The following is a 16,202-nucleotide window of genomic DNA, read 5'->3' on the forward strand; positions in this document are numbered from 1 at the left end:
GAGAACTACTCCCCTGAAGAGGCGGTCAGACGGCCAGACGCCACCGCATCGCTGAAAGCTGAGAAGTCTCGTTCGTTCTGATCGGCGTATGCCGAGGCGAACCGACCGATCGCCTTGTCGAATCGATCGCTGTTGCCCAGGTATCCGGCGATGGCGACCCGATCGCCCGCCCGAGCGTGTGCGCGAGCCAGGGTTTCGCCGCAGATGCGCGCGTAGATGAGAGCCCCGGCGAACGGCATGTTCTCGAGGTCCGCCGAACCCTTCCAGTCGTGAAGCTGGCGTACGTAGAAATCGCGTGGCTGGCCGTCGAACCCCACCACACGCTGCCAACCGAGGAAGATGTCGCTCGCCCCCTGCATGATGCGCTGACCCCGGACAACGCGTTCGCCATGGTGCGCATATTCGCTCGCGGGCAGGAACCGTTCGAGAACGGATGCCTCCGCTTGCTTGGCCTGCAGAAACAGGGGGTCTGAGTTGTCCCGTCCGCGCAAGAGTACGATCCACGCCCTGGTCCCGACACTTCCCACTCCACCGACTCTCCTGGCCATGTCGACGTATTCGAACTCCCGCATCGGGTGGATGTCGTGGGACAACGTCGTCTGATAGTCGGTGAGAAGGTCGCGGACGGTGCTTTCGTTCTCCTCACGGGTGCGAATGGACGGAGCGAGATCTGCGAGGGGGACGATGAGCGGCGGATTCGCGCGGATACGGAGGTCTCCATCGACAACCTCCGCGAGCTTCGCCAGCGCGCGTGCGCTGTCTCGCTTTTTCGCTTGAGCGATGACCCGTTCAGGACCGTTCGACTTTTCCCCGTTCTTCTGGACCGTTCTGAGGGCCGGACGGAACAACTCGACGACTTGATCCGCCTTCAGATGGTCGTACCACGCCGTCAGGACCGGCGACCCCGCGGCTTTCCGCATCCTCTTCCGATAGCCGCTCACCGTCGCCCGGGTCAGCGACTGTCGCTCCACGTCCGAGAACCGGCGATGCCTGCCCATCACTTCGAAACTCGCCGCGAGCCGTTTGACATCCCACTCCCATGGACCGGGGAGGGTCTCATCGAAGTCGTTCATATCGAAGACCAGCACACGTTCAGGGCTGGCGTAGAGCCCGAAATTCGACAGGTGGGCATCGCCGCACAGCTGGACGGTGATCCCGGAGTCCTCGGTGTGCGCGAGATCGGCGGCCATGATCAGTGCCGCGCCGCGGAAGAAGGCGAACGGGGATTGCAGCATCCGCGAATGCCGAATCGGCACCAGGTCCGGCACACGGGTCGCGGCCTGCTCCGACAGGAGCGAGATGGGGTCGGGCCGGTCTGGTGCTGCCGTCCACTCTTCGTGTGCAGCACGCGGAACCCGTTCGCGCGCGGCCCTCCCCCGTTCCGCCCGTTCCTCGAAGGCCGGAGTAGGTGTTCCGCGTGCTTTCATGGCCTGACTGTACGCACTGCCTGGCTTCGGCCGCATCACCCGGTGCAGATGAGGGCTCGCACTGCAGCGGTGCCCGATGTCGATCCCGGTCCCGGGAGGTTGGACCTTCATCCGCTTCGGATGAGGCGCCCAAAGCGAACCATTCCGTAGCATTCGGGAACCGACACCGCCGGCGAGCCCAGGTGACTCCGATGATCGCGCCGAACAGCTCGTGTTCACAGGGAGAGACTCACAGGAACGCACCGTGGAAAGCGATATCGGCATTCAACCCGGTCGTCACGCTGCGTCACCGAATCATGGTGCGCCGCGGCGGCTCAGTTTCCTGTACTCGGGGTACTGGCTCGTGCTCGGCCTTCTCGTGATCTCGTACGCTCTGTGCGCGGCTCAGGATTCACGGAATCCAAGTGCCATCGCTCTTCTGGTGCAACTCGTCACAGTGGCAGTGACTCTGTGGGTCGCGCGTGTCCGACCGGCCCAGCGCACCGTGGGGTGGACAGTGCTTGCGATCGCCGGGGTCGGAACGGGGCTGGTGTCCGTGCTCGGCACACAGGGTCACGTCCTGGCCATCGTGCTTTCGGCGGCGTCCATGGTGGCCTACCTCGTTGCTCCCGTCGCGATCATCGCCCAACAGTCGAGACGTCGCCGCATCGACGGACAGACTCTTTTGGCGGCAATCTCGGCGTACGTCATGGTCGGGATGTTCTTCACATTCGTTTTCAACCTGATCGGCCTGCTCTCCGCACAACCCACGTTCGGCGTCGGCAACGCGGACTCGTTGACCGGGCAGCTCTTCTTCTCGTTCACGACCCTCACCACAACGGGCTACGGCAACCTCGTCCCGGTCGGCGCGCTCGTTCAGTCCGTTGCGATCGCCGAGACGATCACCGGGCAGCTCTTTCTCGTCATCGCGATCGCACGGGTGGTGGACCGATGGAACCATCCCAGCCAGCAGGCAGGGCGGCAACCCCTCCCACCGTCAGGGAGGTGACCGCGGCAACGGACTCGCCCGACGTCAGCTCCCTCGGCTGTGCCGTCTCGCCTTCGTAGGGCGCTCGTCAGCCACCACGGTGTCGGGAGGAACGTCCGGGCTCGGCGTACCGCGTTTTCGGGCCTTTCTGCCCGCCTTCGCCTCGGCGTCGGCCGCCTTCATCAGGTCCTTCGCCTCGTCGATGTCACCGGTGAGCGGCCGGAACCACCTCATCCGTGGATCCGCGTCGAGCAGGATCGTTCTCACCAGCAGCGACAGCGGTACAGCGAGGATTGCTCCGATGGGACCGATCACGGCCGCCCAGAACAGCACCGAGACGAAGGTGATGGTCTGGTTGAGTGCCACGACGTTGCTCACCAGAAGTGGTTGCACGATCGACTGGACGATGAAGTTGATCACGCCGTAGACGAGAATCACGGCGACGCCCGTCGGCCAACCACCGACCAGGAATCCGAAGATCGTCGGAGGGATGATCGCGATGAAATACCCGACGTTGGGGATGAAGCTGCAGATGAACGAGAGCAGCGCCCAGAGAAACGCGGCGGGCACCTGAAGAACGACGAGCGCGATCCAGTTCATCGTGCTCTGCAGCACTCCTAGAGCGGTGGCGGCCACCATGTAACGTCGTACGCCGATCGCGTAGCCGCTCAGGGCGGCGACGAGGCTTGGGCGTTTCACCTTGATCTGCGACAGCAGCGTCGGCAGATAGGCGGCGTCCATCGCCATCAGCATGACCAGGGTGAGGATCACGACGAGACCGAAGATGATTCCGGTGATTCCGCCGAGTATTCCTGTCGCGAAATCGACCAGATTGGCCGGATCGAAGCCAGACACGATGGTCTCGGCTGAAGCCGAACTGACACCGATGCTGGCGAGCCATTCCGCGATGTCCTGCCCGATCGCGATGATCTGCGGGGCGTACTCGGGGATGAGGGTGGTGAACTGGGTGAGCGCCACGATGAACGCTGCAACGAATCCGGCCAGAAGGGCGAAGACCAGGAGGATGGCGGTGACGGTCGCGACTCCCCGTGGCACGCTTCTTCGTTCGAGGACCGCCCGGATCGGATGAGCGCAGATCGTGAGAACAAGCGCGAATGCCACCGGAGCGGCGACGCCCCTTATCGCAGCCAATCCGAACACCGTGACCGTTGCTCCCGCGAGCCCCAGGAGGATGATCGTGGCACGGGGCATGGCGTGCGTGACGAGCGCAGGCTCGACGTTCTCCGCGTCAGCTGGGGGCAGAGCAGACGCGCTGGAACGCTGGAAGAACCGCCACATCGTCCCATCCTCCCGACGAATCCCACACCATTCTCGACGGCGGGCACATTCGGCTGTCGGGCCCGCCATCGAGATCGCGAGCCGGCGCTGCTGCCGGCTGGCTGAGCGTATGGGCACGGTACCACCGGGTCCGAGTCGTTCTCTACAGCGTTCGCCGCAATTCACCCGGTCTGGATGGTTCACTGTACGACGGGCAGGATTGGGTCTATGTTGCAGAAACGGCAGTTGTCGGAGCACCGAGAAGGAGTTGGTCGAGATGGAACTGTTGAGCGATTTCTGGTCTGTGATGCTCTGGCTCTTCTGGGCATATGTCTACATCGCCTACCTGTTCGCGATCGTGATCGTGCTCGGCGACGTCTTCAGGGACCGTTCGCTGAACGGCTGGCTCAAGGCGGTGTGGGTGATCTTCCTCGTTTTCGTGCCATTCCTCACCGTCCTCGTCTACCTCATCGCCCGCGGCAACGGGCTGAGCCAACGAATGGGTCGCGGTCTGAACTCCGAATCTGAAGATCCGCGCGGACCGTCCGATAGCGGAGCGGGCTCGAGTCCAGCTGAGGAAGTCGCGAAAGCGCATGCGCTCCTACGGTCCGGTGCGATCACTCACGACGAGTTCGAGGTCATCAAAACGAAGGCGCTGGCCTGATTCCACTCCAACACCGCGCGGAGTGCCGAGCCTGGGGAGCGACGTCCGATGACTGATCCGGCTGCATCGTCATGACCTCGGTCATCGGTCAGGTCCTGCCCCTCGCGATCGCGGTGGCGCTCAGCACGGTGCCGATCGTCGCGGCGATCCTCATCCTGCTTTCGCCGGCGAAACCGCTCGTCAGCATTGCCCTTCTCGTCGGCTGGGCAGTTGGCGTTGCCGCAATCCTCGGGCTGCTCACCGTGGGCATCCGACTCATCCCCGCGGCATCGCCCCCTCGCGACGACACCGTGGTCGGTGTCTTCCGGATACTCCTCGGCACAGCGCTCATCGTCTATCCGGCCATCACCTGGCGAAAGCGGGCCAGGCGCGTACGCGAATCCCCCCGCTGGCTGGATGCCCTGGGGAAGATCAACGCCATCGGGGCGCTCGGCTTCGGTTTCGCGCTCGCGCTTCGCCCCAAGAATGTGATCCTCTCCGTCGCCGCCGCTGTCGTGATCGGTGACGCGGAGTTGAGAGTCCCCGACGCGGTTGGCGTCATCGTGATCTTCACGATTGTGGGGATATCGACCGTGGCGCTGCCCATCGTCGGGCACTTCTCCGCTCCGGAAAAGACGCGGGCACCCTTGGACGCCATCCGGGAGTGGATCACGAAGAACACCGTCACCATCATGCTCGTCGTCTCGATCCTGATGGGCGTCCTGATCATCGGATCCGGCCTCCAGAAGCTGTGACCGAGGCCGGGTAGCCGTCACGAGGATCGCTATTCGACGGCCGGGACCGTTCCATCCCGTGCCGCCCGATCCTTCCTCCGCTTCATCATCTCGACCAGCTCGTGCCGCGCCGCCCGGTACTGCGGTGTGGAGAGGTAGTCGTTGTGCCGTGCAACCGCCCAGAGGTACGAGCGCGGCGATCGTTCGGTGGCACCGCGATCGATCGGGTTCTCGTTGGCACCATCGACCACGTTGCTCCAGTATCCGTTCACCGGGAATCCGAGGTAGTCCGTCCTGCGCCAGAGGCTCCGCCACCGGGGTGGCACCAGGTTGTCCGGGTCGCGGAAGTTGCCACCCAGGAGTTCGACGACGGATGCCGGGTCGGCATCGTTGTGCAGCGGCGACGCAGGAGGCCTGCTCTCCTCGATGACCTGACGCCGCCACGGATCCGCGCCGAGCAGTGTGGGTCCGCGGGTCCCCCGCACGCCGAGCACGCGGGCCCCGAACACCTCGGGGAAGAACCGGCTGAAGTACGGGCGGAGTTGCACACCGTGGGTGAGCAGCGAGACCCTGTGGAGGATGTCGTCCTCGTCTTCACCGTGCAGTGCGAGGACGGCGCCGACCGCGATCGTTGCTCCCATCGAGTGGGCAGAGAGGATCACCTGCGCGTCCTCCCCCTCGTCCGACATCCAGCGTCTGATCCGCTTCGTGATCTCGGGCACGGCACGTTCGGCATAACAGGGCGGTGTGAACGGATGCCCTGCTCTCGGGAAGAAGCAGATGATGTCCCAGACGAGTCCGAGCGGCCGTTCAGTCGAGGTCACCGCATTGGTGACCACCCAGGCGACAGCAGCAAGCGCGAGCAGGCCGATCGCCCATCCGGAGACGGCCGAGAGCGTGCTCCACACGGTCTGCTGTTCGAGCAATTCACCGAAGTACGGGATCGCGAGCGGCACGAGCGCGAGGGCGGTGAGGATGGCGAGCACCCGGAGGATCGGCTCACCCCGATGGGCGAGGCCTGCGATCCGGCGCGCGTCCGCGACGGCTCGCAGGCGGCCGCTCGGTTTGTCTTCGTTGGGCGGGTAATCCTTCCCGTGCACCACCCGGGGCGCGTGCGGGTGCGCATCCGTCGTTGAACCCGACCGTGTCGACGCCCCGTCGGCGGCCAGCCGCGAGACGCCGCCGAGGTCAGGATCGAACTCCGGACCGGGGAGGCTGAAGGCGGGGAATCGCCGAAGCGACGCCACGACCGCGAACACTCCGAAGATGATGACCACGAGCAAGATGACGACGAGCATCCCAGCGAATCGTTCGTGGAATCCGGGAGCAGCGATCGGCTCGGCGCTCGACTCGTCGATTGTTCTCCAGCCGTCTTTCACCTCTGGGGTGTCGTTGTCGGCAACGAGCCACGCGTGCGTGCCCAGGACGAGCAGGCTCGTGATCACGAGTGAGGCAAGCAGGGCGAGCAGGAGTGAGACCCCGGCGCCGTTTCCGTGCCACCCTGAGTTCCGTCTGGCGGTGCGCACGTCGGGGTCCCTGAACGGCAGATAGGCGATGACGATGGCCAGGGCGACAAGGATCACGGTGAACCAGGAGAGCGCAGGGCGGGCCCAGCTGAGATCGCCGGCGAGATCCTTTGCCCAGACCGCCGAAGACAGTGCGCAGACGAGAGCGAGAGGAAGCACGAGCCACATCACCAGGCGCCGCCGCCAGCGATAGCCCCATGACAGGCTGGCGACCGCGATGAGTGCCCCGCCCGCTGCGATCACCGTCGGAGTGACGATGAGCCCTCGCATGCTGCTGTCACCGGCGAACTCCCCAGCCCCCGTGACGTCATCGCGGGCGACGATGAGAGCCCAGCAGATCCAGAGGACGTAAGACAGGGCCGAGACGACGAGCAGGACAGTGGACCAGCCGCGTTTCGATCGGATCGACCAGATCTTGCCACTCAGGCCGGCCGCAGCGGTGATGGCGAACGCGCCGGCGAGCAGCAGAGCGCCGATGACGACTGCGGTGAACGGGACCGGGCTTCCAGCCACCGTCCCGAGCCCGCCGAGGAGGACGTCGAGCGGATCGGCATCCGGGAAGGAATCCACCAGGGCGTCAGAGCTGAGCAGAAGGATGATGAGGGCCACAGCTCCGGCGAGGTGTGCTCGCTCGGACGTCTGAGCTACCCGGGAACGGTGCCAGAAGCTGGCGGATGCGAGCAGCGCCGGGCGGGGAGGATCGGCTTCTCCGGCCTCGGCTTTCGCTCTCGGGTGCGGCTTTGCGTCATCGTCGAATGAACGCTGCGGGTTGAACATTCCCCTGGCTCTCAGACCGATCATGTAGATGAGCAGGATCACTGCGATGGGCACAACGCTGAACAATGCTGCTCGGGCTGTCGGGCTCCATGCGGCGAGGAAGTCCAGCCAGCCGGGCAGCGCTGCGCACGCCTGGTAGCCGGTCCCATCCTCCGATTCGACGGCTCGGAAACACTGCAGGGCCATGAGATGGACGAACACGGTGAGGAAACCGACCGTGTAGAAGAGGGTCTGCAGCAGTGCGAACACGCGAACAGCCACTGCGCCGTCACCTCCAGCCCACCACTTGGGCTCTTCGTCGGCGCCCTTGATGTCGCGTCTGGCCCAGTACGCGAGGTTGCACAGCCCGAACGGCAGGACGAAGAGCCAGCACACGTGCACGATGGCGCGGCCGATGAGCGCGACGGCGGATCCACCCGAGCGGGCCTGATTGCCCCAGGAGTAGGCTTCCGCGACCGTCTCTACGCCGGAGTGGGGCTGCGCACCTGCGGCGGAAAGCTTGGGCTTGATCTGCCAGAACGAGCCCTGTTCGTCACCGTCCTTGCGCTCGACCTCTTCCTGGGTCGTGCACAACATCTCGGCAGGCGGCGAGTTGGCGATGCCGTGGATCCGTAACTCGAGCACTCGCAGGTTCGCCATGATCGCACCTCTCGTAGAGCGATGACGCACCGATTCTAGAGATGAGCAAAACTCATTACCAGCCCCATCCTGCGACAGATCGCCGTGACGAGCGCGCGCGGAAGCCCGGTTAGACCACAGAAGCCCGAACATTTCTGTCCGGGCTTCTTGTGTGTGGGCGATACTGGGATCGAACCAGCTAGACCGCGGCCCATGCGGTCCAGGGGGGGCGCCGGTGCGATCCGGTTAAACCACAGAAGCCCGAACATTTCTGTCCGGGCTTCTTCTGTGTGAGCGATACTGGGATCGAACCAGCGACCTCTTCCGTGTCAGGGAAGCGCGCTACCGCTGCGCCAATCGCTCATGCTTCATAAAAGTGTAATTCAATTGTGAGTGCGAGGTGGCGACGGGATTCGAACCCGTGTGGACGGCTTTGCAGGCCGCTGCCTCGCCTCTCGGCCACGCCACCGCGTGTGGTTGCCCACATGCCGTGGTCAACCCTAAGGCTAACCCCAACACTCGAGCGGATGACGAGATTCGAACTCGCGACCCTCACCTTGGCAAGGTGATGCGCTACCACTGCGCCACATCCGCATTTGCTCGCATTCCTGCGTGCTTGAAAGACTCTACTTGATGAAGAGCCGAGAAACAAAATCGAGTTACCGCAGTGTCATTCACCCGCCTGAAGAAGGCAAAACGGATGCCGCCATGGTTCGCGGGAGTGCTCCGGTTCGGGTACCATGAAACGTCGTTGTGCTCCTCTCGGATCGCAACAAATGGGCGATTGGCGCAGTTGGTAGCGCGCTTCCTTCACACGGAAGAGGTCATCGGTTCGAGTCCGGTATCGCCCACCGAAAAGGCCCGCGAAGAACTCGCGGGCCTTTTTCGTGCCCGGGCGTCGGTGACGGCCCGGACTCGGTTCGACCGGAATTAGGGGGCGTCCGACAGACTGGGGACACACGGGAGAGAAGGCGGACCGGATGACCATGCACGGCGACGAAGTCGCCATCGACAGCCGACTGGTATCGCGGCTCCTTGCCGATCAGTTCCCGGAAGTGGCTGAACTGACAATCCGTGAGGTCAGGTCGACCGGGACGGTGAACGCCGTCTACCGACTCGGCGACCATCTGGCTGTCCGGCTGCCGCGGGTAGAACGCTGGGCTGGTGACCTCGTCAGGGAGCTGAGGTGGCTCCCTGGGCTTTCGCGGCACCTGACAGTGCCCATCCCCCGCCCGGTCTTCACGGGCGCACCCACGGACTACTACGGCCTTCCGTGGGCGGTCTATGAGTGGCTGGACGGCACGCCGTACGCGGATGACACGATCGACGACGAGGACCACGCGGCCCGGAATCTCGCCGGATTCGTCTCGGAGCTGCGGCGCGTGGACCCCTCAGGCGCGCCCGCGGCCGGGCGCAAGCCGTTGAGTGAGCTGGATGCCGGAACACGCGACACCATCCTCGCCTCAGGGCGCGTCATCGACTCCTCGGCAGCGATGCACGCGTGGGACGTCGCGATGGACTCGCAGCAGTGGGCCGGCGCACCGGTCTGGATTCACACCGACCTGCTCCGCCCGAATCTGCTCGCACGCGACGGCCGCCTCAGCGCCGTCATCGACTGGGGCGGCGCTGGGGTCGGTGACCCTGCCGCCGACGTGATCGCGGCGTGGAGTGTTTTCGGAGCCTCGGGTCGGCGAACCTTCCGGGCAGAGCTCGGGGTGGACGACGAGACCTGGAACCGGGCGCGGGGGTACGCCCTTCACCAGGCGGCAGCCATCATCCCCTACTACGAGGTCACCAACCCGGCCTTCGTCACGATGGCGGTGCGCACCATCCGCGAAGTCCTGTCCGAACCGTTCTGAGGTGTTGGCCGTCGGCACACAGCGGTGCCGTGCGCCGTCGGGCGACGCACGGCTGTGTGTTCAGGCGCCTGTGCTCAGGTGCCTAACCCAGATAGGACTTCAGTGATTTGCCGGTGAGGCTGACCTTCACCAGCTTCCCGATCGGCTGAGGTCCCGTCTCACCCAGGACGAAGGCGTCCTTCGTGAGATAGATGCTCGTGCCGGACAGCTCGATGGCCGCAGGCGAGGTGACCGGGAACGCCGTCACCGCTCGTTTGCCCCATGGCAGCACGAGCGAGACCTGGCCAGTGCCGTTCGGTCCCCCGAACATTTCGGCGACGAAGACGACTCCGGTCTTCGGCGAGACGGCAAGTCCCGTTGCTCCGACGAATCCGGTTGCGAAGCTGACAACCTTGCCTGACCAGGGGCTGACCTTGAAGACGGCACCCCTGGCGCCCAGGCTGGCGTCTTCAGGCCCGCCCGGGAGGGAGCTGACGTAGAGCCATCCGCCCGGACCGGTCTCGACGTCCGTCGGAACCGGTTCGAAACGGTACTTGTAGCCGGCAGCGCAGGCGGGGAACCCGAATTGTTCGACGATCGCCGCTGTTGCGACGACCGGTGAAGTCGGCGGGAGAACGGCGACGGTCTTCACGCGGCCGTTGTAGCCGACCTTGAGGATCGCGTTCATTCCGGCATCCGCCACGTACACCCCGTCCTTCGTGGCGAGCGACGCGTACGGATGCGTGTCCTTGATCCCCGTGTAGGACGCAGGCGCCTCAGCGGGGAACTGCGATGCGCACGAGGCTGGGAGTCCCACGAAACCGTAGGTGTTGACCTGGTCCGGGTTCTTCGTGTCCTCGTGAGCCCAGAGGTCGGCCACGGTCACCGGTGTCTTCCCCCTGGTCACGCTCATGAGCTTGGCACTCGAGTGGTCCTGTGCGACCTGGGCGTAGTACACCGTGTTGCCCCGAGTGGACACGGCACTGATCTCGTCACCGTTGCCAGAGACGATGTCCGACTGTTGGCCGCGCGGCGGCACTTTGGTGAGCAGTCCGGGGAAGTTCTGGCTGATGTATGCCGTACCGCTCGAACCGATGTCGAGGGAGAGCGGCGAGAGCATGCCATCGGCGAGAACTTTCTGGCTGATGCTGACAGGCGGCTGCCCGCCGTGGGCCGACGCCGGCGTGGCGACGGCGACAGTGGTGAGGGCGGCGATACAGACCGCAGCCGTCAGGGTCGAAACTTTCACTCTGTGCTCCTTTGTGAGAGGTGATGACAGAGAAGTCAGGACGTCATCGCTCGGGTGTGATCGCACACTCCGGGGAGGCAGATGAGGGTGGGGTCACTGCGAGTCGATCATGAGACTTTCTCACATTTTGAGAACGGTACTCAGGATTGACAGAGTTGTCGAGCCCTCGTGCACAGATGCGGCGCCGAGCCCCGCGTCAGACCAGGTACGTCGTCGTGACGAGAATGGCGCGGTGGTCGGATGCTCCTCGAGGCAGCGTCTTCACCTCGTCGATTCCCATGTTCACACTCGTGACGAAGTCGAAGTGTCCGCGGAAGATCTTGTAGCGCGCATAGGTCCGCGCGTTGCTCAGCGACAGCTCGTAGCCCATCTCCTGGATGCGCCTGCGGAGGTTGTTCTTGAAGATCGGGTAGTTGAAGTCGCCGACCATGACCGTCGGGATGCCTTCTGCAAGCGAACGCAGTTCGTGGTGGGCGGTGCTGATCTGCTTCCGTCTGAGCGAATTGAGTGCCGTGAGCGGCGCGGCGTGGAAAGAGGCGACGAGCATCTCGCGGCCTGCTTCGTTGTCGTATAGTTTCGTCGCGATGAGGCGTTCGGTCGCCGGCGAGAACAGCCGGTCATGCATCGACTTCTTCAGCTCGAAGGCCGTCGTCGTGAGGGCCGAGAAACGTTCCTCGTTGTAGTAGATCGCCAGTCCGAGTCGGTTGGCCCGGGTCGAGTCGGCCAGCCGGAGACGTCCGACCGAAGTTGGCAACAACTCGCTGTCCGCCTCCTGAAGGCAGAGAACGTCAGCGTCGTACAACTTTTCCAGGCCGAGAAGTTCAGCGCTTGCAGCATGCTTGCGAAGGTTGTAGCTGATGATTCTGATGAGGACTCCCCGTCCGAGAAACTCGATAGGGAAAATTCTACAGCGGCAACGGGAGGGCGACTGCTCAGCTCCAGCCGTATCGCGAGCTGAGCGCGTCGGCGACACCCTGGAAAACTGTGGAGTCGATGGCAGCGGCTTCACGGCGCATTCCGTCCGGATGAACCCGGAACACCCGGTCGAGCGCGACCCAGCTCGGCCGACCCTCGAAGTCCCACCTCCCGCGCCCGATCGCCACGAAGTTCCCATCGCCGCCGTGGGGCTTGCTCGTCAGCTGGACCGCCAGCGCGGTTCCGTGCGGTTCAGAGGCCACGAGCAGGACTGGGCGGTCCTTGCCCCTGCCGTCCCGTTCCTCATAGGGCACCCAGGTCCAGACGATCTCGCCCGGATCCGGGTTGCCGTCGGTCGATGGGACGTAGGTCATCGTCACCCGGCCCAGCCGCGAGGGGTCCACTTCAACGGTCGCCGTCGACCCGTTCCGGCCCCGCTCCTCTGTCATGGGGGCAGGCGTAGCACCCGGCGTCCTGGTCGTGCGCAGAATGGACGCAACCGCTGAGCGGAGAACAGAGGTGAGGGATGCCACGGTCAGATTCCGACGGAGGAGATGAGCGGGCGGGTGGGCGCGTTGTGCCTGGCGAACAGTCGGGTGGTCACGCGCTCATCCTAGCCACGCCGAACCGAGGTGGCAGCGCCAGGGGCTGCATCCGGGAACGACGGAACGGGATGCCGCGCGAAGGCGACATCCCGTTCCGACGTGCTGTGTTGTGGAGGCTAGACGACCTCGAGGGCGTAGCCCTCTTCGCCGTGGACAGTGGTGTCGACCCCGGCGATCTCGTCCTCGTTCTTGACCCGGAAGCCGAGAGTCTTCTGGATCGCGAAGCCGACGATTCCGGCGACGAGGAAGGAGTAGACCAGGACAGCGAACGCTGCGATGAACTGGACGGCGAGCTGCTCGAAGCCGCCGCCGAGGATCAGACCGGTCTCGGTGGCGAAGAAGCCCAGGTAAAGCGTTCCGACGAGTCCACCGACGAGGTGGATGCCCACGACATCGAGCGAGTCATCGAAGCCGAGCTTGAACTTCAGCTCGATGGCGAGAGCACAGATCGCACCGGTGAGAACACCGAGGAGGAGGGCCCAGCCCGGCGTGAGGTTGGCACATGCGGGGGTGATGGCGACGAGGCCCGCGACTGCACCGGATGCGGCGCCGACCGAGGTCGCCTTGCCGTCCTTGAGCTTCTCGATGATCAGCCAGCCGATGATGGCCGCAGCGGTCGCACCGAGCGTGTTGATCACGATGAGGCCCGTGTTGGCGAGGCCGTTCAGCCACTCTGCACCGGCGTTGAAACCGAACCAGCCGAACCACAGGATCGAGGCGCCGAGGAGGGTGAGCGGCACGTTGTGCGGCTTCTGGATGCCCTTCTGGAATCCGACGCGCTTGCCCAGGACGAGGGCGAGGGCGAGGGCTGCTGCTCCCGCGTTGATGTGGACAGCGGTACCACCGGCGTAGTCGATGACTGCGATGCCTGCATCTTCACCGAAGAGCGCTGTGCCGAGGTTCATGATCCAGCCGCCGCCCCAGACCCACGCGGCGATCGGGAAGTAGCCGATGGTCGCGAAGATGCCGGCGAAGAGCATCCAGGAGCCGAACTTGGCGCGGTCGGCGATCGCACCGGAGATCAGGGCAACCGTGATGATCGCGAAGGTCGCACCGTAGGTCGCTCCGAGGAGATTGGTGTTGGCGTCTGCACCCTGCGAGAGAGCAGTGAGGCCGAAGTCGGAGAACGGGTTCCCGGCGAAGTCTGTCGGGCTGGCGACTGCGCTCATGTTGAATCCGTAGAGAATCCACAGCACGGTGATGAGGCCGAGTGCGCCGAAGCTCATCATCATCATGCTGATAACGCTCTTGGCCTTCACAAGGCCGCCATAGAAGAATGCGACGCCAGGAGTCATCACCAGTACCAGTGCGGTAGCGGTGATCCCCCAGGCAATGCTGCCGGTGTCCATATCGTGTCCTTAGTTCTCTCGAGTGCATCGGGCTGACCGACGGAGGGACGCGGTGCGCCAGTCGGTGTGATGCCAGCATGCTTTGCCGACGTTTCGAGAGCGGTGCACCCGATGTTTCGGGTTCGTTACGTGAGGGTGCCCCGTGTAAAAAGCAGGTTTCGTGGCGCTACGAAACCACGGTCAGCGCGATCATGCGCGACATCGACCTGAGGTACTTCTTGCGGTACCCACCGGACAGCATGTCTCCGGCGAAGACCTGGTCGAGGGGGATGCCCGTTGCGGCGATCGGGATCTGTGCGTCGTAGACGCGGTCGATGAATGCGACGAGGCGGAGTGCTTCGGTCTGCGAGTGCAGTTCGTGCACGTCGCGCAAGCCGATGCGGTCGATGCCATCGATGAGCTTGATGTACTTGGACGGGTGGACGGTGGCGAGGTGGGCGATGAGGCCATCGAATGAATCGTCGGACATCCGCACCCCCGCTGCCGTCGCTGCGTCGAGCGCCGCGGAATATGCAGCAGGGTCCAGCGCCTGGGCGTGACCCTCCGTCGACCTGCGGCGGTAGTCGTTGCCGTCGATACGGAGGGTGGTGAAGTGTGCGGACATCGCATGGATCTCTCGCAGGAAGTCCGAGGCGGCGAACCGGCCCTCGCCGAGAGCGTTCGGCGGTGTGTTCGAGGTCGCCGCGACACGCGTTCCAGTCGCGACCAGATCGGTGAGGAGCCGGGTCATCATCATCGTGTCGCCCGGGTCGTCGAGTTCGAACTCATCGATGCAGATCAGGGTCGAGCCGGTGAGCGCTTCGACCGCCTTCGCGTACCCGAGTGCACCGACGAGAGCGGTGTACTCGATGAACGTCCCGAAATACTTCCGCGGCCCAGGGGCCGCATGCCAGAGCGCCGCAAGGAGGTGGGTCTTTCCGACACCGAACCCGCCGTCGAGGTAGACGCCTGGTTTGACCTCCGGCTCCTTTTTCTTCCTGCTGAAGAAGCCACCGGACCTGGAGGGCGCCCACCCGGTGGCGAATGCCTGCAGCAGCTCAACTGCTTCCTGCTGCGATGCGAACTCGGGGTCGGGACGGTAGCTGGCGAAGCTGGCATCCGTGAACTGCCGGGGCGGAACGAGGCTCGCCGCGATCTCCTCACCGGTGATGGTCGGTGTGCGGTCGACGATGCGGGTGCGTTCCGTCTCGGCGGTCTGGCTCATGGGAGAATACCTCGTGTGTCGAAGTCTTACGGCGCGACTGCCGCAGGCGATGATGCTGCGTATCTTCGCAGTAGAACGAGTTCCCAGCCTATGCCAGCGTGACGGCCAGCCCGTGCCGCAGGCGGCTCATACCGGAGGTAGATCATGCCCATCGAAACCGACCCTTCGCCCGCGTTCGCGGAGTATGCGCACCCTGAGCGGCTCGTCACCGCCGATTGGCTGGAGGAGCGTCTCGGCCAGCCAGGCCTCGTCGTGGTCGAATCAGACGAGGATGTCCTGCTCTATGAGGTCGGCCATATCCCCGGTTCCGTGAAGATCGACTGGCACACAGACCTCAACGATCCTGTACTGCGTGACTATGTCGACGGCGAGGGTTTCGCGGCGCTGCTCTCGAGTCGCGGCATCGCCCGCGACGACACCGTTGTGATCTACGGCGACAAGAACAACTGGTGGGCGGCGTACGCTCTCTGGGTGTTCACCCTGTTCGGGCACGACGACGTCAGACTCCTCGATGGGGGTCGTGACAAGTGGATCGCCGAAGGCAGGCCCATCACGACGGACGCCACCCAGAGACCAGCTGTCGAATACCCGGTCGTCGACCGCGATGACTCGGTGATCCGTGCCTACAAGGATGACGTGCTCGCGCACCTCGGCAACCCGCTGATCGATGTGCGGTCGCCGGAGGAGTACAGCGGTGAACGGACGACAGCACCGGCGTACCCGGAGGAAGGTGCTTTGAGAGCCGGCCACATCCCGACCGCCCAGAGTGTGCCATGGTCGAAGGCCGTCGCCGAGGATGGCACCTTCCGGTCGCTCACCGAGCTCAACGCGATCTATCGGGACGGCGCAGGTCTGAAGGATGGCGACGATGTGGTCGCGTACTGCCGGATCGGGGAGCGATCGAGCCACACCTGGTTCGTCCTGCAGCATCTCCTCGGTTTCGAGAACGTCCGAAACTACGACGGTTCCTGGACGGAATGGGGCAGCGCTGTTCGCGTTCCGATCGCCGTCGGAACCGAACCTGGCGAGCTTCCCCGCTGACACCCGGCAGCCGGTCTGACACTCGGCCGGC

General features: G+C 64.5%; 13 protein-coding genes and 4 tRNA genes. 6 read left to right on the plus strand and 11 right to left on the minus strand.

What is annotated here, in order from left to right:
• Positions 1–5: 5 nt before the first annotated feature.
• A complete protein-coding gene (locus tag AC1M0F_RS02135) occupies positions 6–1,427 on the minus strand; it encodes a DUF2252 domain-containing protein (protein WP_480236558.1) in 1,422 nt (473 codons plus the stop codon).
• A gap of 244 nt (positions 1,428–1,671) precedes the next feature.
• Here AC1M0F_RS02135 and AC1M0F_RS02140 point away from each other — a divergent pair, with 244 nt between their 5' ends.
• On the plus strand, positions 1,672–2,415 hold the full coding sequence (locus AC1M0F_RS02140) for an ion channel (RefSeq protein ID WP_480236559.1): 744 nt from the start codon (positions 1,672–1,674) through the stop codon (positions 2,413–2,415).
• Positions 2,416–2,439: 24 nt separating this feature from the next.
• On the opposite strand, the gene AC1M0F_RS02145 is transcribed toward AC1M0F_RS02140, so the two are convergent.
• Positions 2,440–3,693 (minus strand): AI-2E family transporter, encoded by a 1,254-nt coding sequence (locus AC1M0F_RS02145; RefSeq protein WP_480236560.1) that lies wholly within the window; start codon positions 3,691–3,693, stop codon positions 2,440–2,442.
• A gap of 256 nt (positions 3,694–3,949) precedes the next feature.
• Here AC1M0F_RS02145 and AC1M0F_RS02150 point away from each other — a divergent pair, with 256 nt between their 5' ends.
• The gene (locus AC1M0F_RS02150; RefSeq protein WP_480236561.1) at positions 3,950–4,336 is read left to right on the plus strand and encodes a hypothetical protein; all 387 of its coding nucleotides are present in this window, start codon (positions 3,950–3,952) and stop codon (positions 4,334–4,336) included.
• A gap of 71 nt (positions 4,337–4,407) precedes the next feature.
• Positions 4,408–5,070, plus strand: a complete 663-nt coding sequence (locus AC1M0F_RS02155) for a GAP family protein (RefSeq protein WP_480236562.1) — start codon at positions 4,408–4,410, stop codon at positions 5,068–5,070.
• A gap of 29 nt (positions 5,071–5,099) precedes the next feature.
• Here AC1M0F_RS02155 and AC1M0F_RS02160 read toward each other — a convergent pair whose 3' ends face one another.
• The 4 genes from AC1M0F_RS02160 to AC1M0F_RS02175 all read right to left on the minus strand — a co-directional run bounded on the left by AC1M0F_RS02160 (position 5,100) and on the right by AC1M0F_RS02175 (position 8,564).
• Positions 5,100–7,991: a hypothetical protein gene (locus AC1M0F_RS02160; RefSeq protein ID WP_480236563.1), complete on the minus strand. Its 2,892-nt coding sequence runs from the start codon at positions 7,989–7,991 to the stop codon at positions 5,100–5,102.
• Between the two features lie 270 nt (positions 7,992–8,261).
• A tRNA-Val gene (locus AC1M0F_RS02165) sits at positions 8,262–8,333 on the minus strand.
• Positions 8,334–8,368: 35 nt separating this feature from the next.
• Positions 8,369–8,439: transfer RNA gene (locus AC1M0F_RS02170), tRNA-Cys, on the minus strand.
• 53 nt (positions 8,440–8,492) lie between these two features.
• Positions 8,493–8,564, minus strand: a tRNA-Gly gene (locus tag AC1M0F_RS02175).
• 184 nt (positions 8,565–8,748) lie between these two features.
• Between AC1M0F_RS02175 and AC1M0F_RS02180 the strand changes: the two genes are divergently transcribed.
• Positions 8,749–8,821 (plus strand) — tRNA-Val (locus tag AC1M0F_RS02180).
• A 129-nt stretch (positions 8,822–8,950) separates the two neighbouring features.
• On the plus strand, positions 8,951–9,829 hold the full coding sequence (locus tag AC1M0F_RS02185; RefSeq protein ID WP_480236564.1) for an aminoglycoside phosphotransferase family protein: 879 nt from the start codon (positions 8,951–8,953) through the stop codon (positions 9,827–9,829).
• Positions 9,830–9,911: 82 nt separating this feature from the next.
• On the opposite strand, the gene AC1M0F_RS02190 is transcribed toward AC1M0F_RS02185, so the two are convergent.
• The 5 genes from AC1M0F_RS02190 to zapE all read right to left on the minus strand — a co-directional run bounded on the left by AC1M0F_RS02190 (position 9,912) and on the right by zapE (position 15,130).
• Entirely contained in the window at positions 9,912–11,057 is a 1,146-nt protein-coding gene (locus AC1M0F_RS02190; RefSeq protein WP_480236565.1) for a ScyD/ScyE family protein, read from the minus strand.
• A 196-nt stretch (positions 11,058–11,253) separates the two neighbouring features.
• Entirely contained in the window at positions 11,254–11,925 is a 672-nt protein-coding gene (locus AC1M0F_RS02195) for an endonuclease/exonuclease/phosphatase family protein (RefSeq protein ID WP_480237347.1), read from the minus strand.
• Between the two features lie 64 nt (positions 11,926–11,989).
• Positions 11,990–12,421, minus strand: coding sequence for a type II toxin-antitoxin system PemK/MazF family toxin (locus AC1M0F_RS02200; RefSeq protein ID WP_480236566.1), 432 nt, complete (start codon positions 12,419–12,421; stop codon positions 11,990–11,992).
• Between the two features lie 272 nt (positions 12,422–12,693).
• The gene (locus AC1M0F_RS02205; RefSeq protein ID WP_480236567.1) at positions 12,694–13,926 is read right to left on the minus strand and encodes an ammonium transporter; all 1,233 of its coding nucleotides are present in this window, start codon (positions 13,924–13,926) and stop codon (positions 12,694–12,696) included.
• Between the two features lie 166 nt (positions 13,927–14,092).
• Positions 14,093–15,130 carry a cell division protein ZapE gene (zapE, locus tag AC1M0F_RS02210; RefSeq protein WP_480236568.1) on the minus strand — a complete coding sequence of 346 codons (1,038 nt, stop codon included), beginning with the start codon at positions 15,128–15,130 and terminating at the stop codon, positions 14,093–14,095.
• A gap of 144 nt (positions 15,131–15,274) precedes the next feature.
• Here zapE and AC1M0F_RS02215 point away from each other — a divergent pair, with 144 nt between their 5' ends.
• Positions 15,275–16,171 carry a sulfurtransferase gene (locus AC1M0F_RS02215; RefSeq protein WP_480236569.1) on the plus strand — a complete coding sequence of 299 codons (897 nt, stop codon included), beginning with the start codon at positions 15,275–15,277 and terminating at the stop codon, positions 16,169–16,171.
• Positions 16,172–16,202 lie beyond the last annotated feature (31 nt).

The sequence above is a fragment of the Mycetocola sp. Y719 genome, assembly GCF_056713205.1.

What these genes read in the sequence shown, in the direction of transcription:
- AC1M0F_RS02185 (WP_480236564.1), top strand. Translation starts at nt 8,951, where the DNA reads ATGACCATGCACGGCGACGAAGTCGCCATCGACAGCCGACTGGTATCG.
- AC1M0F_RS02155 (WP_480236562.1), top strand. Translation starts at nt 4,408, where the DNA reads ATGACCTCGGTCATCGGTCAGGTCCTGCCCCTCGCGATCGCGGTGGCG.
- AC1M0F_RS02150 (WP_480236561.1), top strand. Translation starts at nt 3,950, where the DNA reads ATGGAACTGTTGAGCGATTTCTGGTCTGTGATGCTCTGGCTCTTCTGG.
- AC1M0F_RS02205 (WP_480236567.1), bottom strand. Translation starts at nt 13,926, where the DNA reads ATGGACACCGGCAGCATTGCCTGGGGGATCACCGCTACCGCACTGGTA.
- AC1M0F_RS02135 (WP_480236558.1), bottom strand. Translation starts at nt 1,427, where the DNA reads ATGAAAGCACGCGGAACACCTACTCCGGCCTTCGAGGAACGGGCGGAA.
- AC1M0F_RS02160 (WP_480236563.1), bottom strand. Translation starts at nt 7,991, where the DNA reads ATGGCGAACCTGCGAGTGCTCGAGTTACGGATCCACGGCATCGCCAAC.
- AC1M0F_RS02215 (WP_480236569.1), top strand. Translation starts at nt 15,275, where the DNA reads ATGCCCATCGAAACCGACCCTTCGCCCGCGTTCGCGGAGTATGCGCAC.
- zapE (WP_480236568.1), bottom strand. Translation starts at nt 15,130, where the DNA reads ATGAGCCAGACCGCCGAGACGGAACGCACCCGCATCGTCGACCGCACA.
- AC1M0F_RS02200 (WP_480236566.1), bottom strand. Translation starts at nt 12,421, where the DNA reads ATGACAGAGGAGCGGGGCCGGAACGGGTCGACGGCGACCGTTGAAGTG.
- AC1M0F_RS02145 (WP_480236560.1), bottom strand. Translation starts at nt 3,693, where the DNA reads ATGTGGCGGTTCTTCCAGCGTTCCAGCGCGTCTGCTCTGCCCCCAGCT.